Here is a 22,514-nt window from a genome sequence, read left to right as displayed (position 1 = left end):
GAAGATGGACGCTTTAACCAGACGACAATTTGACAGAGCTATGTTTGCCAAAAACAGGACGCTGGCTATCCGTGTTGGAGATTATGCTTCACAGGATATCAAAGAGGCTAGTTTTGAGTATGGCTACATCAAGGGCGATACATATAAGCCTGGTGGAACATGTGCTGGTAGCGGTAAGATTACTTTTACCAGCATCATTACCACGTTCAATAAGCTGGATATTCTACACCCTGAGATTGGTCTGCTGGTTGGGGATACCTACCAGTGGGTCAAGATGGGAGAATACTTCATCAACGATATTGAGATTGACCGAAACCGCAACACAACCACGCTGGAGCTCATGGACGGTATGTTTAAGCTCAATCGTGAGTATGTGACAGACTTGCATTTCCCAGCTGAAGTACGAGAGGTTATTCAGGAAATCTGCCTAAAAACAGGCATTGAGTTAGCGAATGACTATTTCGGAATCAGTGCTATGCGTTACCATGTCGAGCAAGTTCCTGAAGGTAAGAAACTTTCGTTCAGGGATATGCTGAGCGCTATGACTCAGATGATTGGAATGTCTTGCTTCTTCAACAGAGAAGGCAAGATGGAAATCCGTGATTTAACTGAGTCTAACATCACGATTAACGCAGATAGTTACTTCCTACATGGTTTAACCAAGAGTGAGATTGAGTATCAGATAGCTGGTATCACTTGTAAGACAGATAAGAAATCTCTGACTGTCGGTATGAAGACAGGTCGGTCTTTGGAATTGGACAATGTCTTCATGACTCAAAGCGCTTTAAATGACCTGTATTACAAACTGAAAAACCTGACTTACTATCCTTACAATCTCAACTACCAAGGGCATTTACTGCTTGAGGTTGGGCAGTGGGTAACCATTCAGACCAACAAGAAAGAAACATTTAAAGTTCCTGTCTTAAGTCAGAGCTTCACTTTTAAAGGTGGTCTGAGAGGTCGTATCAGTGCAGATAGTAAGGCTGGAAACGATACTCAGTACTCTTACGAGGGTACGATTACCAAGCAGATTAAGCAACAAGATGGCATTGAAGCGAAAATCCAAGCGCAGATTGAAGCAGCAGACGCAGCCTTTGACGCTGAGTTCAAAAAGCGTAAAAAAGAGATAGATGACGGTATCGAACTTGCCAAGGCTAAGGCCGAAGAAATCAAGCAAGAACTGTCTGACACTATCAATCAGCGTTTTGACAGCTTTGATAATGGTCCATTACAAGAAATCAAGCGCAAAGCTATAGAAGCCTTACAAAACGCTGGCGCAAGTAGCCTGCTTGCTCAGGAAGCGAAGCGGATTGGGTTGGATTCTGTTGCCAAACTTGAAGAATTCAAGAAACAGGCTACGAGCGCTCAAACGGCTCTGTCGGGTGATTTGGATGTTCTAAAACGAACTATCGCAAACGATATTCGACCGAAGCAAGCACAGGCTGAAGCTGAGATTGCCAAACAAGTTGAAGCACTTAACCGTACCAAGAATGAACTGGCTGGTGTGAAGTCAGCACAAGCGACCTATGAAGAGTCGACAACGCGTAGACTAACAGAGCTGACCAGCTTGGCCGATGGTAAGGCTAGTAAGTCTGAGCTCGTGCAGACTGCTGATGAACTAGCTAGTAAAATAGCTAGTGTTCAGGCTGGTAGTTCACGAAATTACTTCAGGAATTCACGTTCAAGAACGTTCACAACAGGAGATCAAGCGACATACGACTACCGAACATTCATCGTTCCTGATTTTTGGAAGAATAATGATAGATTCAAGCGAGATTATGTCCGCTTATCTTTCGACGTGACTTTCCCTGTTGCCTTAACAAGTGATACACAAGCCAATGTTCACTTTAGCGCCCATCCGTGGTATGGCTATAAACTCATGTTTAAAGGTGGGACTACCGAACGTCAACATTTTGAGTTCACAATTGACTTGTCTAGCTCTTCTGAAATCTATCAGACTAACAATGTCTTTATCCGTTTTGGTACAAATTTTGGCTTCCCGGCTGGTCTCCAAGTCGTCATTGAGAACGCTACGTTATCGGTTGGCAATTATTTTCCAGCCTATCAACCAGCCTATGAAGACCAGGAAGACCGTGTCTCAGTCGTTGAATCCAACTTCAAACAGCGCGCTGATTCGCTGGAAGCTGGTGTCAGCCGACTGACTGAAGGATTAAGAACCAAAGCGGATATCAGCTCGCTCAATGTGACTGCTGAAAATATCAGACAGTCTGTGAAGAGACTTGAGACAGACACACAAGACAAGCTGAATCAGAAGTTGAGTCTAGCTGAATTTGATGTGCGAGCTGGCTCTATCCGACAAGAAATTCTGAACGCAACCAAAGACAAGGCAGATAAGATCTTAGTTGTGGCTGAAGCCGGGAAATTGCGAGAAGAATTTTCCAGCTTGCGAGTAGGTGGAACGAACTTGTTGAAAGGGTCAAAAGGACCTTTTCTTCCAGATCGGAAGCCAGCTAATTTTGATAATAATGTTCTCTATGCAGGACAGACGTCTATCTATATGGAACAGGGTCAGGAATACATCATTTCTGCCAAAACGGACGGTAACTTTACGGCCCATCACGACAGGAATAAGGAGTCTGATAATGTAGTTCTTTGGATTATGGACAAAAATGTCAGCAATTATCAAATTGTATCGGACCTTAAGACAGGTACAACAGGAACGAAAATCATTTGGGATAAGCCGACAGGAATCTATCATCTACGCGTTAACACTTATCACAAGGAAGCTACCAAAAGTGTATGGGACGTGAAGATTGAGAAAGGAAATGTCGCAACTGATTGGAGTCCAGCACCTGAAGATACTGACGGCCTCATCACTGAAGCCAAGGCTACTTTTGAGCGAACGGCTCAGGGATTGCGAACCGACTTATCAGCTATTCAAGAATATGTCAATAAAGACGGTCAGAGACAGGAAGCCCTACAGCGTTACACTCGCGAAGAGAGTGCTCGTCAAGCGACAGCCGTCCGTGAGCTGGTCAATCGTGATTTTGTTGGTAAATCAGCTTATCAAGAAGACGTGAGAGGTCTTGAACGTCGTTTTAGTGCGATAAGCACGCAGACTAACAATGATATCGCTTCAAAGATTGCTCGATATAAGCAGACGGTAGATGGTCAATTCGCAAGTATCACATCTCAGATTGCTGGCAAGGCTAACCAGGCAGACTTCCAGAGAGTCAGAGAGACAAGCCAGCTCTATGAGCGTATTATTGGTAGCAACGAGAATGATATTTCTAATAAGGTCGCTCGCATTGCTCTAACCAATCAACTGTTCCAGGTCGAGGTTGGGAAATATGCCAACGTTGGCGGCCCGAATATGCTCCGAAATTCACGAGCAGACGACGGTTTGAAATACTGGACAGAAGCAGACGGAAGATTAGGATTCACAGCGCATCAATTCTACTTCAATGGTCAGAAAAAAATGTTTGAATTGAGACCAGGAGCACTCGTAAAAAGTCCACGCTTCATTGTCAAGCGTAGCACTGATTACATATTGAACATTTTAGCTTTTGACAACAATTCAAAATATTTAAAGATTTATTTCTGTAAGCGAAAAAAAGGCTCAATCTCTGATTTTGAAGAAAAACAGCTTATATATGATGGCAAGCCAATGCGGACAGATGGACCTATATTTGATGGAAGTAGAGCAATCAAGAAATCATTCCAATTTAATGTTGGAGATTTCGATGACGGTTACCTTCAATTTGAGTATGAACGGAACAACCCAAATAAATGGGGTGGGCTATTCATGACAGAGTTAGATTTCTATGAAGGGTCAAATGATCGACTCTGGCAACCAGCTCCAGAAGATGCAGTCGCAGATGCGAATGCGAAGCTTGAAGCAACGCAAACAAAAATGACTCAACTAGCTGGTTCATGGGCCGTTCAAAACATCAACTCTGCTGGAGATATCATCTCTGGAATCAATCTGGGCGCTAATGGCCATAATCGATTTGACGGTAAGCTGACCCACATCACTGGTGAAACTCTGATTGACAACGCAGTTATCAAGTCAGCTATGATTGATAAGCTGAAAACGGCAAATTTTGAATCTGGTTCCGTCACGACTGAGATATTAGACGCTGAAGCGGTCACGGCTGATAAAGTGAGATTTGATAATGCGTTTATTAGGAAAATGATTACAAATGAAGCATTTATTGACCAACTAACTTCTAAACAAATTTTTGCGACCAAAGTCGAGTCAGTCGTTTCTAGATCAACATTCCTGGAAGCCTATCAAGGAAGGATTGGTGGATTCACTATTGGGCGTTTTGACCAAGGAAGAGGTCGCTGGATTTCTGGTATCAACCAATTCTCAGTTGGCATGGGGAATGGTGAAGGAGGAAGCTACAATGGCGAAAATACTGCATTTTGGGCGAATTGGGGGTACAGTTGGAACTATCCTGGTCCCAATGCCTGGTATGTAACAACATTAGGAAATATGTATTGCCGAAACGGAGCGGATTTTCACGGGAAGGTCGACTTTTCGAATAGATCAACAGTGAATTTTTATAGTCAACCGTCGTTTTCAAATGGAGCAGTGATAAATGGTAGTTTGAGGGTGTCTGGTCGTATTACCTATAGTGGCGGCGAGTGGCTTTACTCACCTATATACAACAAATTATGGAAAGATAATTCACAAGGCGGTGAGTGGCTATATTTGGATAGGCAAGGTAATAGTGGTAGAGACTGGATTGAGATGAATAAAAGAATCTCAGACCGTCGTTATAAATCCAATATTCAAGATAGTCAAGTTTCTGGTCTAGATGCTATCAATAATTTAAAAACATACAGCTATCGCAAAGAATACGATGGAAAAATAGAAGATATCGCTTGCGGTATCATGGCTCAAGATGTCCAGAAATATGCCCCTGAAGCATTTTTTGAAAACCCTGATGGTGCATACTCATATCGCACATTTGAATTGGTGCCTTACTTAATCAAGGCCATCCAAGAATTAAACCAAAAAATAGAAAAAATGGAGAAAACAATAGCATGAATAACAACATGGACGCAGTAGTGCATCAGTTAACACTTGATTCGCTGACTGAAAAGCTGGCAGTCAGTGAGCAAGCATCAGCTAAGAATGAGGCTCTTTATTTGTATGCAGCAAGCGAATTACACACGATGAAAAAGGTCCTAGAATATGACCCAGCTCTAAAAGAGTTATTTGAAAAAACACAAGCTAAAATGAAAGGAACTAACTAATGAATTACGAAGTAGCAATCAAGCCTTATTTGAAAGGTGCAGAAAATGTGACAGTAGTCGCAATCAAGATGGAAAACAACGGACGCTATTCTTACGAGCAAGTAGAATTGCATGGTGACCATACGCAGGACAATGAAGAAACCTTGATTCAAGCAGTGCTGGACCATATCCGCACAGAGCTTGACCCAACAAGCGCCATCGTGCAAGCACAGGCTAAACTGCAAGAAGCAGAACAGAAACTGGCTGAGACAGAGGCGAAACAGACGGCCACAGACCAAGCTGTTAAGCATAATCAAGAAGAGACTGACCGCTATGGGAAAATCATCCATGCGGTCGTTTTAAATGCTGTAGCTGGCAAGACAATCGCTTATGGAACCAACTACAAGGAATTGGTCGAACTCATTCCACTGGCTGAGGTTGGAAAGCGCTACATGGCACATGACTTGATTACCATCGAAGACCCGGCGCATGTTGAAGTAGATGGCGAAGGTAAGCGTATCTTGGTTCAGTTGAACAAGGAATTTACCTACAACGGTGAGACTGTCAGCGACTTTGCCCGTAACGGTCGTCTTGAAATGGACGGAACAGGCGCAGCATGGAAGTACGAACCTAAAGAATAGGAGGTGTGTATGCAAATTGAATTTTTCAATTTTTTCCGAAGCGTCGTCCAGACTGAAGATGGTCTGGTCTTGTACGCTCTGGCATTGATTGTCTCAATGGAAATCATTGATTTTGTAACAGGGACAATTGCTGCTATCGCAAATCCTGACATCGAGTATAAGAGCAAAATCGGTATTAATGGACTCCTTCGCAAAATTCTAGGGGTCCTTTTACTGATGATCCTCATCCCGATGTCTGTACTCTTGCCTGAGAAGACAGGCTTCGCATTCTTGTACTCGATCTATCTCGGGTACATCGCATTTACTTTTCAATCACTCATTGAGAATTATCGCAAATTAAAAGGAAATGTCACTCTTTTTCAGCCAATCTTGAAAGCATTCCAACGATTGCTTGAGAACGATGATGACAAAAATAAAGGAGAATAATAAATGCAACAAATTAATGAAATTATCACAAACGGAGCAGTAAGCATTGCAATTATTTTGCTTGCTATCGCAGTTAAAGCGTTCAAGGAGTACCTCATCAAAGAGGGCGGGGAAAGAGCGGTAAAAATCGCTGAAATCTTAGCTAAAAATGCGGTTCATGCCGTGGAGCAGGTCGCAGCTGAAACAGGCTATAAGGGTGATGAAAAGCTAGAGCAAGCTCGTGATAAAGTCCGAGCTGAGCTGACCAAATATAATATCAGCATGACTGACAAGGACTTAGACACCTTTGTAGAGTCAGCTGTGAAGCAGATGAACGACGCTTGGAAAGGGGAAGAGTAATGGATATCGATACAAGCAGACTACGTACAGACTTGCCGATTGTTGGGTTTGAGCCTTTCCGTCAAGTACATGCCCACTCAACAGGCAACCGCAACTCAACTGCTCAAAATGAGGCGGACTACCACTATAGAAAGGACCCTGGACTTGGGTTCTTTTCTCATATCGTTGGAAATGGCCGTGTTATGCAGGTAGGTCCTGTAAACAAGGGAATGTGGGACGTTGGTGGCGGTTGGAATGCTGAGACCTATGCAGCAGTTGAATTGATTGAAAGCCATTCAACTAAAGAAGAGTTCATGACAGACTACCGCCTGTATATCGAATTGTTGCGAAACTTAGCAGATGAAGCAGGCTTGCCTAAAACTCTTGATACAGACGACTTGGCAGGTATCAAAACGCATGAATACTGTACCAATAACCAGCCGGATAACAGTAGCGATCACGTTGACCCGTATCCTTATCTTGCGAAATGGGGTGTTAGCCGTGAACAGTTTAAGCGAGATATTGAGAACGGGTTAGGCTCTGAAACAGGCTGGCAGAAGAATGATACAGGCTATTGGTATGTACACTCAGACGGCTCTTATCCAAAAGACAAGTTTGAGAAAATCAACGGAACTTGGTACTACTTTGACGGCTCAGGCTACATGCTTGTAGACCGCTGGAAGAAGCACTCAGACGGCAACTGGTACTGGTTTGATAACTCAGGAGAAATGGCGACAGGTTGGAAGAAAATCGCTGAGAAGTGGTACTATTTCGATGTAGAAGGTGCCATGAAGACGGGCTGGGTCAAGTACAAAGATACTTGGTACTACCTTGATAGTAAGGGCGGAAACATGGTATCTAATGAATTCGTCAGAGCAGGTCAAGGCTGGTACTACATCAAGGCAGACGGAACAATGGCAGATAAGCCAGAGTTCACAGTAGAGCCAGACGGCTTGATTACGACTAAATAATTTTAAAAAATAAAATGAAAGGAAACTTTCTAAATTGTTCTTTCTACCGCAGGCTCAGGCTTGCGGTTTTTTTGTTTGCTCTGAAATTGACTTGTTGACATCAACAAATAGCTTTACAAAGCCCTTGGTTGCCAATTTTGTCGACGTTAACAAAATTAGAGTTTGTATTTCTATTTTGCAAAAACACGCATTTTGAACGATTAGAAACCAAAGTCTAAATCCTATTGTTTAAAAAAGCGTTTTCTTGAAGAATAGAGAGGAGGAATGGCAGGGTATTATTGTCAAAAACGGTGTTTTGTTAAAATTAATATTTTTGATGAAGATTTTTTATTTAAACATAGCATTAGAGATCACGATTTTTGGTACCCATTTTGGTACCCAAAAGTAATTTATATGTCACTTTTTTATATATCGCAAACCATAAAAGCGTTGATTTGACAAGACTTTGAACGCTATTTAACTTTATTAAAATCTATTTTTATAAAACAAGTTTCTGTTTACCCAATCGCTAAATAAAAAGGTCCAGTGAACCTTTTTATCCCGAGCCTTGAAATATAAAGGCGAGGAAGCTAGAAGTAGCATAAACTAAGGCTTTCCGAGTTTTCGGAGAGCCTATTTTTTTATTTTGATACCCACGCTGATACCCATATTTTAAAAACCAATGTAAGAAGCGAACTTGTCGGCTACTTTGTCTTTTAGATACAATTATAAAATAGTGGAATGTGAGCCTTTTACAGTAATGAATGTTATAAGGGAATAAGATATTGTAAAAATTGCTAATATTTGATATAATAATTTTATCTTAGTAAGCTAGCAGAAATATGGAAAGGATGTAAACCTGTATGAAAAAAATTATCACTATAATAGTCTGTTCAATCTCTTTTCTTGTTTTATCTGCTTGTGTCAGTAAGAAAAAACTTGTTCTTCCTGAACCTGAAACGATCTCTGTAATTTCCCTGCAGAAAAAAATCTCTGAAGATATTAAAACTATAACCAAGAGAGAAGAAATCTCAAAATTGATTGACGAGATACAGAAGCAGTCCACCTCTACAACTTTAGAAAGTTTAAATGATCAACCGACAAATGTTAAAGATTACATCATTATCAAATTCACTCATCAGAATGAAGAAAATGATAGTGTAGTCTATCTATATACTATGAAAGAAAAACAGTATATTGAACAACCTTATGTTGGGATTTGGCAAGTAAGTCCAGATATAGCCAATAGGGTTGAAGAAGCTTATTCTAGTTGATTTATAGAATAAAAGAAATTTTTAGAGAGTTTTCTTGTATCATGTTTTAAACGGTAAATCAACAAGATTTGCTGTTTTTATTTGTTTGAAATAAAATGAGGACTGAAAAAAGATATCATTCTAATTCTTGTATTGGGGTATTAGAGTATTCGCTTAGACTTGAAAATTTCCAGACTTTTTTCCTTTTTGGAAAACTTCTAAAATATGGTATAATGAAAAGATAAAGAAGTTGGGGGTAGAAGATGAACATTCAACAATTACGCTATGTTGTGGCTATTGCGAATAGCGGTACTTTTCGTGAAGCTGCTGAAAAGATGTATGTTAGTCAGCCGAGTCTGTCTATTTCTGTTCGTGATTTGGAAAAAGAGTTGGGCTTTAAGATTTTCCGTCGGACCAGCTCAGGGACTTTCTTGACTCGTCGTGGTATGGAATTTTATGAAAAAGCGCAAGAATTGGTTAAAGGATTTGATATTTTTCAAAATCAGTATGCCAATCCTGAGGAAGAAAAGGATGAATTTTCCATTGCTAGTCAGCACTATGACTTCTTGCCACCAACCATTACGGCCTTTTCAGAGCGCTATCCTGATTATAAGAACTTTCGTATTTTTGAATCAACTACTGTTCAAATTTTAGATGAAGTAGCGCAAGGGCATAGTGAGATTGGGATTATCTACCTCAACAATCAAAATAAAAAAGGTATTATGCAACGGGTTGAAAAGCTAGGTCTGGAGGTCATTGAATTGATTTCCTTCCATACCCACATTTATCTCCGCGAGGGGCATCCTTTGGCTCAGAAAGAGGAATTGGTTATGGAGGATTTAGCTGATCTACCAACGGTTCGTTTCACTCAAGAGAAAGATGAGTACCTTTATTATTCAGAGAACTTTGTTGATACCAGTGCGAGCTCGCAGATGTTCAATGTGACAGACCGTGCTACTTTGAATGGTATTTTGGAGCGGACGGACGCTTATGCAACAGGTTCCGGATTTTTAGATAGTGACAGTGTCAATGGGATTACAGTCATTCGTCTCAAGGATAATTTGGATAATCGCATGGTCTATGTTAAACGTGAAGAAGTGGAGCTTAGTCAAGCTGGGAATCTTTTCGTAGAAGTCATGCAAGAATATTTTAATCAGAAGAGGAAATCATGAAAAAAAGAGGAATAGTGGTAGTCATTGTACTACTTTTGATTGGGCTTGATCAGTTGGTAAAATCCTATATCGTCCAGCAGATTCCACTGGGTGAAGTGCGCTCTTGGATTCCCAATTTCGTTAGCTTGACCTACCTGCAAAATCGAGGGGCTGCCTTTTCGATGCTACAAGACCAGCAGTTGTTATTTGCTGTCATTACTCTGGTTGTCGTGGTAGGTGCCATTTGGTATCTGCATAAACACATGGAGGACTCACTCTGGATGGTCTTGGGTTTGACCTTGATTATCGCAGGTGGTCTTGGAAACTTTATTGACAGGGTGAGTCAGGGCTTTGTTGTGGATATGTTCCACCTTGACTTTATAAATTTTGCAATTTTCAATGTGGCAGATAGCTATCTGACTGTTGGAGTGATTATTTTATTAATTGCAATGCTAAAAGAGGAAATAAATGGAAATTAAAATTGAAACTGGTGGCCTGCGTTTGGATAAGGCTTTGTCGGATTTGACAGAATTATCACGCAGTCTCGCGAATGAACAAATTAAATCAGGGCAGGTCTTGGTCAATGGCCAAGTCAAGAAAGCTAAGTACACGGTCCAAGAGGGTGATGTCGTCACCTATCATGTGCCAGAACCAGAGGTTTTAGAGTATGTGGCTGAGGATCTTCCGCTAGACATCATCTACCAAGATGAGGATGTGGCTGTCGTTAACAAACCTCAGGGGATGGTTGTGCATCCGAGTGCTGGTCATACCAGTGGAACCCTGGTAAATGCCCTCATGTATCATATTAAGGACTTGTCGGGTATCAATGGAGTTCTGCGTCCAGGAATTGTTCACCGTATTGATAAGGATACGTCAGGTCTTCTCATGATTGCTAAAAATGATGAGGCGCATCTAGCACTTGCCCAAGAACTCAAGGATAAAAAGTCTCTCCGCAAATATTGGGCGATTGTTCATGGAAATCTGCCCAATGATCGTGGTGTGATTGAAGCTCCAATTGGCCGTAGTGAAAAAGACCGTAAGAAACAGGCTGTGACTGCTAAAGGTAAGCCTGCAGTGACTCGTTTCCACGTCTTGGAACGCTTTGGTGATTATAGCTTAGTGGAGTTGCAGCTGGAGACAGGACGTACCCACCAAATCCGTGTCCACATGGCTTATATTGGTCATCCAGTCGCTGGTGATGAAGTCTATGGTCCTCGCAAGACTCTGAAAGGGCATGGACAATTTCTTCATGCCAAGACTCTAGGATTTACTCATCCGAGAACAGGTGAGACCATGGAATTTTCAGCAGATATTCCAGAAATTTTTAAGGAAACTTTGGAGAAATTAAGGAAGTAATAATGAAAAAGAAATTGATTAGTTTAGCACTTGCAGGCGCTTTTTTAGGTTTGTCATGGTATGGAGATGTTCAAGCTCAAGAAAGTTCAGGAAATAAAATTCACTTTATAAATGTTCATGAAGGTGGCAGTGATGCGATTATTCTTGAAAGCAATGGACATTTTGCCATGGTGGATACAGGAGAAGATTATGATTTCCCAGATGGAAGTGATTCTCGTTATCCATGGAGAGAAGGAATTGAAACGTCTTATAAGCATGTTCTAACAGACCGTGTCTTTCGTCGTTTGAAGGAATTGGGTGTTCAAAAACTTGATTTTATTTTAGTAACCCATACTCACAGTGACCATATTGGAAATGTTGATGAATTACTGTCTACCTATCCTGTTGACCGAGTCTATCTTAAAAAATATAGTGATAATCGTATTACTAATTCTGAACGTTTATGGGATAATCTGTATGGCTATGATAAGGTTTTACAGACTGCCGCAGAAAAAGGTGTTTCAGTGATTCAAAACATCACACAAGGAGATGCTCATTTTCAGTTTGGGGACATGGATATTCAACTCTATAATTATGAAAATGAAACAGATTCATCAGGTGAATTAAAGAAAATTTGGGATGACAATTCCAATTCCTTGATTAGTGTAGTGAAAGTCAATGGCAAGAAAATTTACCTTGGGGGCGACTTAGATAATGTTCATGGAGCAGAAGACAAGTATGGTCCTCTTATTGGAAAAGTTGATTTGATGAAGTTTAATCATCACTATGATACTAATAAATCAAACACCAAGGATTTCATTAAAAATTTGAGTCCGAGTTTGATTGTTCAAACTTCAGATAGTCTACCTTGGAAAAATGGTGTCGATAGTGAGTATGTCAATTGGCTTAAAGAACGAGGAATTGAGAGAATTAACGCAGCCAGCAAAGACTATGATGCGACAGTTTTTGATATTAGACAAGACGGTTTAGTAAACATTTCAACTTCCTACAAGAAGATTCCAAGTTTTCAAGCTGGTTGGCATAAGAGTGCTTATGGAAACTGGTGGTATCAAGCACCTGATTCTACAGGAGAATATGCTGTCGGTTGGAATGAAATTAAGGGTGAATGGTATTACTTTAACCAAACGGGGATCTTATTACAGAATCAATGGAAAAAATGGAACAATCGTTGGTTCTATTTGACAGACTCTGGTGCTTCTGCTAAGAATTGGAAGAAAATCGCTGGAATCTGGTATTATTTTAACAAAGAAAACCAGATGGAAACTGGTTGGATTCAAGATAAAGAACAGTGGTATTATTTGGATTATGATGGCTCTATGAAGACAGGTTGGCTTCAATATAAGGGGCAATGGTATTACTTTGCTCAATCAGGAGAAATGAAAACGGGCTGGGTAAAAGATAAAGAAACCTGGTACTATATGGATTCTACTGGTATCATGAAGACAGGCGAGATAGAAGTTGCTGGTCATCATTACTATCTAGAAGATTCAGGAGCTATGAAGCAAGGTTGGCTTAAAAAGGCAAATGCTTGGTATTTCTACAAGGAAGATGGTTCACGAGCTGTTGGTTGGATTAAAGACAAGGATAAATGGTACTTCTTGAAAGAAAATGGTCAATTGCTTGTGAACAGTAAGACACCAGAAGGCTATACTGTTGATTCAAGTGGTGCCTGGTTAGTGGATGTTCCTGTAGAGAAATCCGCTACAACTAAAGTTACAAGTAATTCAGAGACAAAAGAATCCAGTGAAGTAGTGAAAAAAGATCTTGAAAATAAAGTAACGACTCAGAACGAAAGTGTTACAAGTTCTTCAACTAGTCAAGATTTGACTTCAGTAATTTCGCAAAGCTCTGAAACGAGTGCAAACAAATCGGAATCAGAACAGTAGTAAAAAAGAAGGTTTTAGGGCCTTCTTTTTCCTATCAACTCTTTTCTATTTCCTGTTATTCATGTTATAATGGATAAATATGAAGAATCGGAGTGAGACTATGAAATACAAACGGATTGTCTTTAAGGTGGGAACTTCTTCTCTGACAAATGAGGATGGAAGTTTATCACGTAGTAAGGTAAAGGCTATTACCCAGCAGTTGGCTATGTTGCACGAGGCTGGTCATGAGTTGATTTTGGTATCGTCAGGTGCCATTGCTGCTGGTTTTGGAGCCCTAGGATTTAAAAAACGTCCGACTAAGATTGCTGATAAACAGGCTTCAGCAGCGGTAGGGCAAGGACTTTTGTTGGAAGAATACACGACCAATCTTCTCTTGCGCCAAATCGTTTCTGCACAAATCTTGCTGACCCAGGACGACTTTGTTGATAAGCGTCGTTATAAAAATGCCCATCAAGCTTTGTCAGTTCTACTTAGCCGTGGGGCGATTCCTATCATTAATGAGAATGATAGTGTTGTTATTGATGAACTCAAAGTTGGGGACAATGACACTCTGAGTGCACAGGTAGCGGCTATGGTCCAAGCAGACCTTTTGGTTCTCTTGACAGACGTAGACGGCCTCTATACTGGAAATCCTAATTCAGATCCAAGAGCTAAACGCTTGGAGCGAATCGAGACCATTAATCGTGAGATTATTGATATGGCTGGTGGAGCTGGCTCGTCAAATGGAACTGGGGGCATGCTAACAAAAATCAAGGCTGCAACTATTGCGACAGAATCAGGAGTTCCTGTTTATATCTGCTCATCCTTGAAGGCAGATGCCATGATTGAGGCGGCTGAGGAGACCAAGGATGGTTCTTACTTTGTTGCGCAAGAGAAGGGACTCCGTACCCAGAAACAATGGCTGGCTTTCTATGCTCAGAGTCAAGGTTCTATTTGGGTTGATAAAGGGGCTGCTGAAGCTCTCTCTCAACATGGAAAGAGTCTTCTCTTATCTGGTATTGTTGAAGCAGAAGGAGCCTTTTCTTACGGTGATATCGTGACAGTATTTGACAAGGAAAGTGGAAAATCACTTGGAAAAGGACGCGTACAATTTGGGGCATCTGCTTTGGAGGATATGTTGCGTTCTCAAAAAGCCAAGGGTGTCTTGATTCACCGTGATGACTGGATTTCCATTACTCCTGAAATCCAACTACTCTTTACAGAATTTTAGAGGTAAACTATGGTAAGTACACAAGAACAATTTGAACAGGTACAGGCTGTTAAAAAATCGATCAACACAGCTAGTGAAGTCGTGAAAAACCAAGCCCTGCTAGCCATGGCTGATTACTTAGTGGCTGCTACTGAGGAGATTTTAGCGGCCAATGCTCTCGATATGGCAGCGGCCAAGGGTAAAATCTCAGATGTGATGCTGGATCGTCTTTATTTGGATGCAGGTCGTATAGAAGCGATGGCAACTGGAATTCGTGAAGTGGTTGCCTTACCAGATCCAATCGGTGAAGTTTTAGAAACAAGTCAACTTGAAAATGGTTTGGTTATCACAAAGAAACGTGTAGCTATGGGAGTTATTGGTATAATCTATGAAAGCCGTCCAAATGTGACGTCTGATGCGGCTGCTCTGGCTCTTAAAAGTGGAAATGCAGTTGTTCTTCGTAGTGGTAAGGACGCCTATCAAACAGCCCATGCCATTGTCACAGCTTTGAAGAAGGGCTTGGAAACGACTACTATTCACCCAGATGTGATTCAACTAGTGGAAGATACCAGTCGAGAAAGTAGCTATGCCATGATGAAGGCAAAGGGTTATCTAGACCTTCTCATCCCTCGTGGAGGGGCTGGCTTGATTAATGCCGTGGTTGAGAATGCTATCGTACCAGTTATCGAGACAGGAACTGGAATTGTCCATGTTTATGTCGATAAGGACGCAGATGAAGACAAGGCTCTGTCTATCATCAACAATGCTAAAACCAGTCGTCCTTCTGTCTGCAATGCCATGGAGGTTCTCCTTGTTCATGAAGACAAGGCAGCAAGCTTCCTTCCTCGTTTGGAGCAAGTGCTAGTTGTCGATCGAAAAGAAGCTGGGTTGGAACCAATTCAATTCCGCTTGGATAGCAAAGCAAGTCAGTTTGTTTCAGGCCAAACTGCTGAAGCACAAGACTTTGACACTGAGTTTTTAGACTATGTCCTAGCTGTTAAGGTTGTGAGCAGTTTAGAAGAAGCGGTTGCCCATATTGAAGCCCACAGTACCCATCATTCGGATGCCATTGTGACGGAAAATGCTGAAGCTGCGGTTTACTTTACAGATCAAGTGGACTCTGCAGCAGTCTATGTCAATGCCTCAACGCGTTTCACCGATGGTGGCCAATTTGGTCTGGGTTGTGAAATGGGGATTTCAACTCAGAAATTGCACGCGCGTGGTCCCATGGGCTTGAAGGAGTTGACTAGTTACAAGTATGTGGTTGCTGGTGACGGACAGATAAGGGAGTAAGAGATGAAGATTGGATTTATTGGTTTGGGGAATATGGGTGCTAGTCTGGCTAAGGCTGTTTTGCAGGCAAAGACGGGTGCTCAGATTCTCCTTGCCAATCGTAGTCAAGCCAAGGTGGATGCTTTCATCGCCAACTTCGGTGGTCTAGCTTCTAGCAACGAAGAAATTTTTGCAGAAGCAGATGTGATTTTTCTAGGAGTTAAGCCTGCTCAGTTTTCTGAACTGCTTTCTCAATACCAAACCATCCTTGAAAAACGAGAGAGTCTTCTTTTGATTTCCATGGCAGCTGGATTGACTTTAGAAAAACTAGCAAGTCTTATCCCAAGTCAACACAGAATTATTCGTATGATGCCAAATACCCCTGCTTCTATTGGGCAAGGAGTGATTAGTTATGCCTTGTCTTCTAATTGTAGTGCTGAGGACAGTGAGCTCTTTTGTCAGCTTTTAGCAAATGCTGGCCTCTTGGTTGAACTAGGAGAAGGATTAATCGATGCAGCGACAGGTCTTGCAGGTTGTGGGCCAGCCTTTGTCTATCTCTTTATTGAGGCCTTGGCAGATGCAGGTGTTCAGACTGGATTGCCACGAGAAACGGCCTTGAAAATGGCGGCTCAAACTGTGGTTGGAGCTGGTCAATTGGTCCTAGAAAGCCAAGAGCATCCTGGGGTCTTGAAAGACCAAGTTTGTAGCCCAGGTGGTTCGACTATCGCTGGTGTAGCAAGCTTAGAAGCGCATGCTTTTCGAGGAACAGTCATGGATGCAGTTGGTCAAGCCTACAAACGAACACAAGAACTAGGTAAATAAGAGGTGGATTTGTCTGCCTCTTTTATGGTGGTTGATACTCTTCGAAAATCTCTTCAAACTGCGTCAGCTTCCATCTGCAAACTCAAAACAGTGTTTTGAGCAACCTGCGGCTAGCTTCCTAGTTTGCTCTTTGATTTTCATTGAGTATGAAATGAGAAGACAAAAAAGATTGTCACAAACCTCTATTTTTTTGATAGAATAGAAGTAGTAAAAAAGAAATGAGTTAGACATGTCAAAAGGATTTTTAGTCTCTCTTGAGGGACCAGAGGGAGCAGGAAAGACCAGTGTTTTAGAGGCTCTGCTCCCAATTTTACAGGAAAAAGGAGTAGAAGTGTTGACGACCCGTGAACCTGGCGGAGTCTTGATAGGGGAGAAGATTCGGGAAGTGATTTTAGATCCAAGTCATACTCAGATGGATGCTAAGACAGAACTCCTTCTCTATATCGCCAGTCGCAGACAGCACTTGGTGGAAAAAGTTCTTCCAGCCCTTGAAGCTGGCAAGTTGGTTATTATGGATCGTTTCATTGATAGTTCTGTTACCTATCAGGGATTTGGTCGTGGTTTGGACATTGACTCCATTGATTGGCTCAATAAATTTGCCACAGATGGCCTTAAACCCGATTTGACCCTCTATTTTGACATCGAGGTGGAAGAGGGACTGGCTCGCATTGCTGCTAATAGTGACCGCGAGGTCAATCGTTTGGACTTGGAAGGTTTGGACTTGCATAAAAAAGTTCGTAAAGGCTATCTTTCTCTTCTGGATAAAGAAGGAAATCGCATTGTCAAGATTGATGCTAGTCTCCCTTTAGAGCAAGTTGTGGAAACTACCAAGGATATCTTGTTTGAGAGAATGGGCTTGATTAAATGAAACAAGATCAACTAAAGGCTTGGCAACCAGATCAGTTTGACCGCTTTGTCCGTGTCCTAGAACAAGACCAGCTCAATCATGCCTACCTCTTTTCAGGTTTCTTTGGAAGCTTGGAAATGGCTCAATTTTTAGCTAAGAGCCTCTTTTGTACAGATAAAGTAGGTGTTTTACCATGTGAGAAATGTCGAAATTGCAAGCTGATTGAACAGGGAGAGTTTCCCGATGTCACCTTGATTAAGCCAGTCAATCAGGTCATCAAGACAGAACGCATTCGGGAATTGGTGGGACAGTTTTCTCAAGCAGGGATTGAAAGCCAGCAACAGGTCTTTATTATCGAGCAAGCTGAGAAGATGCACCCCAACGCAGCCAATTCTCTGCTCAAGGTCATCGAAGAACCTCAGAGTGAGGTTTATATTTTCTTCTTGACAAGCGATGAAGAAAAGATTTTACCGACCATCCGTAGTCGGACTCAAATTTTCCACTTTAAAAAGCAAGAAGAACAACTCATATTGCTCTTAGAACAAATGGGACTGGTTAAGAAAAAAGCGACTCTCCTAGCTCAGTTTAGTCAATCGCGAGCTGAAGCAGAAAAGTTGGCAAATCAGGCAGTCTTTTGGACCTTGGTCGATGAAAGTGAACGCCTGCTGACTTGGTTAGTAGCTAAGAAAAAAGAAAGTTATTTGCAAGTTGCTAAACTAGCTAGCTTGGCAGATGACAAGGAAAAACAAGATCAGGTTTTACGGATTCTTGAAGTTCTCTGTGGACAAGATATCCTACAAGCAAGAGTAAGAGTGATTCTACAAGATTTGCTAGAAGCTAGAAAAATGTGGCAAGCTAATGTCAGCTTTCAAAATGCCATGGAATATCTGGTCTTGAAAGAAATATAAACTCAAAAATGAATGATAAAGAAAGGAAAGGGCTGTTTTATGGACAAAAAAGAATTATTTGACGCGCTGGACGATTTTTCCCAACAGTTATTGGTAACCTTAGCCGATGTGGAAGCCATCAAGAAAAATCTCAAGAGCCTGGTAGAGGAAAATACAGCTCTTCGCTTGGAAAATAGTAAGTTGCGCGAACGCTTGGGGGAGGTGGAAGCAGACGCTCCCGTCAAGGCCAAGCATGTTCGCGAAAGTGTTCGTCGCATTTACCGTGATGGATTTCACGTTTGTAATGATTTTTATGGACAACGTCGAGATCAGGACGAGGAATGTATGTTCTGTGACGAGTTGTTATACAGGGAGTAGGCATGCAGATTCAAAAAAGTTTTAAGGGGCAGTCTCCCTATGGCAAGCTGTATCTAGTGGCAACGCCGATTGGCAATCTAGATGATATGACCTTTCGAGCTATTCAGACCTTGAAAGAAGTGGACTGGATTGCTGCTGAGGACACGCGCAATACAGGTCTTTTGCTCAAGCATTTTGATATTTCTACCAAGCAGATCAGTTTTCATGAGCACAATGCCAAGGAAAAGATTCCTGATTTGATTGGTTTCCTGAAAGCAGGACAAAGTATTGCTCAGGTTTCTGATGCGGGTCTGCCTAGCATCTCAGACCCTGGTCATGATTTGGTTAAGGCAGCCATTGAGGAAGAAATTGCGGTTGTGACTGTTCCAGGTGCCTCTGCAGGAATTTCTGCCTTGATTGCCAGTGGTTTAGCGCCACAGCCACATATCTTTTACGGCTTTTTACCCAGAAAATCAGGCCAGCAAAAGCAATTTTTCGACTCAAAAAAAGATTATCCTGAAACTCAGATTTTCTATGAATCTCCCCATCGTGTGTCAGATACGTTAGAAAATATGCTAGAAATCTACGGTGACCGCTCGGTCGTTTTGGTCAGGGAATTGACCAAAATCTATGAAGAATACCAAAGAGGTACCATTTCTGAATTGCTGGAAAGTATCGCTGAAACGCCACTTAAGGGAGAATGCCTTCTCATCGTTGAAGGTGCCAGTCAGGATGTAGAAGAAAAGGATGAGGAGGACTTATTTTCAGAAATCCAAGCCCGTATCCAGCAAGGCATGAAGAAAAACCAAGCTATCAAGGAAGTCGCTAAGATTTACCAGTGGAATAAAAGCCAGCTTTATGCTGCCTACCACGAATGGGAAGAAAATCAAGAAAATGACTAATACTCTTCGAAAATCTCTTTAAACCGCGTCAACGTCGCCTTGCCGTAGGTGTGGTTACTGACTTCGTCAGTTCTATCCACAACCTCAAAGCAGTGCTTTGAGCAACCTGCGGCTAGTTTGCTCTTTGATTTTCATTGAGTATAAACAGGGAAGTTTGCCTTCTTCCCTTTTTTTGTTATACTAGTAGAAGAAAAAATTAGAAAGATTTGTGGGAGTGAAAAAGTCCTGTGGACTTTTTCAGCCTGAGCCAAGAAACTCGAAAGCTCCTAAGTTTGATTGGCTTTGTCAATGTGAACCTTGTCTTCACACTCCCAAAGAGGTATTAGTGTCGTGTCTCAATCTTATATCAATGTTATCGGTGCTGGTTTGGCAGGTTCTGAAGCAGCCTACCAAATCGCAGAACGTGGTATTCCAGTTAAACTTTATGAAATGCGTGGTGTCAAGTCAACACCCCAGCACAAAACAGATAATTTTGCTGAGTTGGTTTGTTCCAATTCCCTTCGTGGGGATGCTTTGACAAATGCTGTCGGGCTCCTCAAGGAAGAAATGCGTCGCTTGGGTTCTGTTATCTTGGAATCTGCTGAAGCAACCCGTGTTCCTGCAGGCGGTGCCCTTGCGGTGGACCGAGATGGTTTCTCCCAAATGGTGACCGAAAAAGTTGCCAACCATCCCTTGATTGAAGTGGTTCGTGATGAAATTACAGAATTGCCGACAGATGTTATTACAGTTGTGGCGACTGGTCCCTTGACTAGCAATGCCTTGGCTGAAAAGATTCATGCCCTTAATGACGGTGATGGTTTCTATTTCTACGATGCGGCAGCGCCTATTATCGACGTCAATACTATTGATATGAGCAAGGTCTATCTCAAGTCTCGTTATGACAAGGGAGAAGCGGCCTACCTCAATGCCCCTATGACCAAGCAAGAGTTTATGGATTTCCATGAAGCCTTGGTCAATGCTGAAGAAGCACCGCTTAATTCTTTTGAAAAAGAAAAGTACTTTGAAGGATGCATGCCTATCGAAGTCATGGCCAAACGAGGCATTAAAACTATGCTTTATGGTCCTATGAAACCAGTCGGTCTTGAGTATCCGGACGACTACACAGGACCTCGTGATGGAGAATTTAAAACACCTTATGCGGTTGTGCAACTTCGTCAGGATAATGCAGCTGGTAGCCTCTATAATATCGTCGGTTTCCAGACCCACCTTAAATGGGGAGAACAAAAGCGTGTCTTCCAAATGATTCCAGGTCTTGAAAATGCGGAGTTTGTTCGTTATGGTGTCATGCACCGCAATTCTTATATGGATTCACCAAATCTTCTTGAACAGACCTATCGTTCTAAGAAACAACCAAATCTCTTCTTTGCTGGTCAGATGACTGGTGTGGAAGGCTATGTTGAATCAGCAGCGTCAGGCTTAGTTGCGGGTATTAACGCGGCTCGTCTCTTCAAGGGAGAAAGCGAGGCTATTTTCCCAGAGACGACAGCGATTGGAAGCTTAGCTCATTACATCACCCATGCTGACAGCAAACATTTCCAACCGATGAATGTCAATTTTGGAATTATCAAGGAGTTAGAAGGCGAACGTATCCGTGATAAGAAGGCTCGTTATGAAAAAATTGCAGAGCGTGCCCTTAGTGACTTAGAGGAATTTTTAACGGTCTAATTTTTTTGAAAGAATTGCTCATGGTACTATAAAAATCTTAGAAATTGTGATAAAATAGGTAGGATAAAAAAAGGAGAGTGAAAATGGCGAATCCCAAGTATAAACGTATTTTAATCAAGTTATCAGGTGAAGCCCTTGCCGGTGAACGTGGCGTAGGGATTGATATCCAAACAGTTCAAACAATCGCAAAAGAGATTCAAGAAGTTCATAGCTTAGGTATCGAAATTGCCCTTGTTATTGGTGGAGGAAATCTCTGGCGTGGAGAACCTGCTGCAGAAGCAGGAATGGACCGCGTTCAGGCAGATTACACAGGAATGCTTGGGACTGTTATGAATGCTCTTGTGATGGCAGATTCACTGCAACAAGTTGGGGTTGATACACGTGTGCAAACAGCTATTGCCATGCAACAAGTAGCAGAACCTTACGTTCGTGGTCGTGCCCTTCGTCATCTTGAAAAAGGACGCATTGTTATCTTTGGTGCGGGAATTGGTTCACCATACTTCTCAACAGATACAACAGCGGCCCTTCGTGCAGCTGAAATCGAAGCAGATGCTATCCTTATGGCTAAAAATGGCGTCGACGGTGTTTACAATGCCGATCCTAAGAAAGACAAGACAGCCGTTAAGTTTGAAGAATTGACTCACCGTGACGTTATCAATAAAGGTCTTCGTATCATGGACTCAACAGCTTCAACCCTCTCAATGGACAACGACATTGACTTGGTTGTCTTTAACATGAACCAACCAGGAAACATCAAACGTGTCGTATTTGGTGAAAATATCGGAACAACAGTTTCAAACAATATCGAAGAAAAGGAATAAGAAAGATTATGGCTAACGCAATTATTGAAAAGGCTAAAGAGAGAATGACCCAGTCTCACCAATCACTTGCTCGTGAATTTGGTGGTATCCGTGCTGGTCGTGCCAATGCAAGCTTGCTTGACCGTGTACATGTAGAATACTATGGAGTAGAAACTCCCCTTAATCAAATCGCTTCAATTACCATTCCAGAAGCGCGTGTTTTGTTGGTAACACCATTTGACAAGTCTTCATTGAAAGATATCGAACGTGCCTTGAACGCTTCTGATCTTGGTATTACACCAGCTAATGATGGTTCTGTGATTCGCTTGGTTATCCCTGCTCTTACAGAAGAAACTCGTCGTGACCTTGCTAAAGAAGTGAAGAAGGTCGGTGAAAATGCTAAGGTGGCTGTCCGCAATATCCGTCGTGATGCTATGGATGAAGCCAAGAAACAAGAAAAAGCAAAAGAAATCACTGAAGATGAATTGAAGACTCTTGAAAAAGATATTCAAAAAGTAACAGACGATGCTGTCAAACACATCGACGACATGACTGCCAACAAAGAAAAAGAACTCTTGGAAGTCTAA

Annotated in this window: 21 protein-coding genes and 1 pseudogene; 21 read left to right on the top strand and 1 reads right to left on the bottom strand. The window is 41.8% G+C overall.

Annotated features, from left to right (window positions below):
* The first annotated feature begins 4 nt into the window (after window positions 1–4).
* The 7 genes from ACN076_RS07810 (at window position 5) to ACN076_RS07780 (ending at window position 8,814) form a co-directional block, all read left to right on the top strand.
* Complete coding sequence (locus ACN076_RS07810) at window positions 5–5,017, top strand: tail fiber domain-containing protein (protein ID WP_420789783.1); 5,013 nt, start codon at window positions 5–7, stop codon at window positions 5,015–5,017.
* Entirely contained in the window at window positions 5,014–5,226 is a 213-nt protein-coding gene (locus ACN076_RS07805; RefSeq protein WP_420789782.1) for a hypothetical protein, read from the top strand. Before ACN076_RS07810 ends, ACN076_RS07805 begins: the two co-directional genes overlap by 4 nt.
* Window positions 5,226–5,846: a hypothetical protein gene (locus tag ACN076_RS07800; RefSeq protein WP_420789781.1), complete on the top strand. Its 621-nt coding sequence runs from the start codon at window positions 5,226–5,228 to the stop codon at window positions 5,844–5,846. The genes ACN076_RS07805 and ACN076_RS07800 overlap by 1 nt, the downstream gene beginning before the upstream one ends.
* A gap of 9 nt (window positions 5,847–5,855) precedes the next feature.
* Window positions 5,856–6,272, top strand: coding sequence for a phage holin family protein (locus ACN076_RS07795; RefSeq protein WP_261073147.1), 417 nt, complete (start codon window positions 5,856–5,858; stop codon window positions 6,270–6,272).
* A gap of 3 nt (window positions 6,273–6,275) precedes the next feature.
* A complete protein-coding gene (locus ACN076_RS07790; protein WP_420789780.1) occupies window positions 6,276–6,611 on the top strand; it encodes a phage holin in 336 nt (111 codons plus the stop codon).
* Window positions 6,611–7,561, top strand: coding sequence for an N-acetylmuramoyl-L-alanine amidase (locus tag ACN076_RS07785; protein ID WP_420789779.1), 951 nt, complete (start codon window positions 6,611–6,613; stop codon window positions 7,559–7,561). The genes ACN076_RS07790 and ACN076_RS07785 overlap by 1 nt, the downstream gene beginning before the upstream one ends.
* 842 nt (window positions 7,562–8,403) lie before the next feature.
* Window positions 8,404–8,814, top strand: coding sequence for a DUF5301 domain-containing protein (locus tag ACN076_RS07780; RefSeq protein WP_045606291.1), 411 nt, complete (start codon window positions 8,404–8,406; stop codon window positions 8,812–8,814).
* 175 nt (window positions 8,815–8,989) lie between these two features.
* Here ACN076_RS07780 and ACN076_RS07775 read toward each other — a convergent pair.
* Window positions 8,990–9,064: pseudogene (locus tag ACN076_RS07775) on the bottom strand (AraC family transcriptional regulator); the annotation flags it as partial.
* On the opposite strand from ACN076_RS07775, the gene ACN076_RS07770 reads away from it, so the two are divergent.
* From ACN076_RS07770 to frr, 14 genes are all read left to right on the top strand, one after another.
* The gene (locus tag ACN076_RS07770) at window positions 9,057–9,965 is read left to right on the top strand and encodes a LysR family transcriptional regulator (protein ID WP_247939840.1); all 909 of its coding nucleotides are present in this window, start codon (window positions 9,057–9,059) and stop codon (window positions 9,963–9,965) included. The pseudogene ACN076_RS07775 and the gene ACN076_RS07770 overlap by 8 nt on opposite strands.
* Window positions 9,962–10,423, top strand: a complete 462-nt coding sequence (gene lspA / locus ACN076_RS07765; RefSeq protein ID WP_420789778.1) for a signal peptidase II — start codon at window positions 9,962–9,964, stop codon at window positions 10,421–10,423. The genes ACN076_RS07770 and lspA overlap by 4 nt, the downstream gene beginning before the upstream one ends.
* The gene (locus tag ACN076_RS07760) at window positions 10,413–11,300 is read left to right on the top strand and encodes an RluA family pseudouridine synthase (RefSeq protein ID WP_261032386.1); all 888 of its coding nucleotides are present in this window, start codon (window positions 10,413–10,415) and stop codon (window positions 11,298–11,300) included. Before lspA ends, ACN076_RS07760 begins: the two co-directional genes overlap by 11 nt.
* 2 nt (window positions 11,301–11,302) lie before the next feature.
* A complete protein-coding gene (cbpE, locus tag ACN076_RS07755) occupies window positions 11,303–13,186 on the top strand; it encodes a phosphorylcholine esterase CbpE (protein ID WP_420789777.1) in 1,884 nt (627 codons plus the stop codon).
* A gap of 100 nt (window positions 13,187–13,286) precedes the next feature.
* A complete protein-coding gene (gene proB, locus ACN076_RS07750; RefSeq protein ID WP_420789776.1) occupies window positions 13,287–14,396 on the top strand; it encodes a glutamate 5-kinase in 1,110 nt (369 codons plus the stop codon).
* Window positions 14,397–14,405: 9 nt separating this feature from the next.
* Window positions 14,406–15,668, top strand: a complete 1,263-nt coding sequence (locus tag ACN076_RS07745; protein ID WP_420789775.1) for a glutamate-5-semialdehyde dehydrogenase — start codon at window positions 14,406–14,408, stop codon at window positions 15,666–15,668.
* 3 nt (window positions 15,669–15,671) lie between these two features.
* Window positions 15,672–16,469: a pyrroline-5-carboxylate reductase gene (proC, locus tag ACN076_RS07740; RefSeq protein WP_414369501.1), complete on the top strand. Its 798-nt coding sequence runs from the start codon at window positions 15,672–15,674 to the stop codon at window positions 16,467–16,469.
* Window positions 16,470–16,698: 229 nt separating this feature from the next.
* Window positions 16,699–17,337 (top strand): dTMP kinase, encoded by a 639-nt coding sequence (gene tmk, locus ACN076_RS07735; protein ID WP_420789774.1) that lies wholly within the window; start codon window positions 16,699–16,701, stop codon window positions 17,335–17,337.
* Window positions 17,334–18,224, top strand: coding sequence for a DNA polymerase III subunit delta' (locus tag ACN076_RS07730; protein ID WP_420789773.1), 891 nt, complete (start codon window positions 17,334–17,336; stop codon window positions 18,222–18,224). The genes tmk and ACN076_RS07730 overlap by 4 nt, the downstream gene beginning before the upstream one ends.
* A 39-nt stretch (window positions 18,225–18,263) precedes the next feature.
* Window positions 18,264–18,581 (top strand): DNA replication initiation control protein YabA, encoded by a 318-nt coding sequence (gene yabA / locus ACN076_RS07725; protein ID WP_208912223.1) that lies wholly within the window; start codon window positions 18,264–18,266, stop codon window positions 18,579–18,581.
* A 2-nt stretch (window positions 18,582–18,583) separates the two neighbouring features.
* On the top strand, window positions 18,584–19,462 hold the full coding sequence (gene rsmI / locus ACN076_RS07720; protein ID WP_261443059.1) for a 16S rRNA (cytidine(1402)-2'-O)-methyltransferase: 879 nt from the start codon (window positions 18,584–18,586) through the stop codon (window positions 19,460–19,462).
* A gap of 330 nt (window positions 19,463–19,792) precedes the next feature.
* Window positions 19,793–21,127, top strand: a complete 1,335-nt coding sequence (gene trmFO, locus ACN076_RS07715; protein WP_173226402.1) for a methylenetetrahydrofolate--tRNA-(uracil(54)-C(5))-methyltransferase (FADH(2)-oxidizing) TrmFO — start codon at window positions 19,793–19,795, stop codon at window positions 21,125–21,127.
* Between the two features lie 83 nt (window positions 21,128–21,210).
* Window positions 21,211–21,948 carry a UMP kinase gene (gene pyrH, locus ACN076_RS07710; RefSeq protein ID WP_000002996.1) on the top strand — a complete coding sequence of 246 codons (738 nt, stop codon included), beginning with the start codon at window positions 21,211–21,213 and terminating at the stop codon, window positions 21,946–21,948.
* An 8-nt stretch (window positions 21,949–21,956) separates the two neighbouring features.
* Window positions 21,957–22,514, top strand: coding sequence for a ribosome recycling factor (gene frr, locus ACN076_RS07705; protein ID WP_001262225.1), 558 nt, complete (start codon window positions 21,957–21,959; stop codon window positions 22,512–22,514).

This window comes from Streptococcus sp. K0074, from assembly GCF_048843365.1.
GTDB lineage: Bacteria > Bacillota > Bacilli > Lactobacillales > Streptococcaceae > Streptococcus > Streptococcus mitis_BM.
Note: the sequence above shows the minus strand (reverse complement) of the source record. Positions and strands in the feature narration are given on the sequence as shown.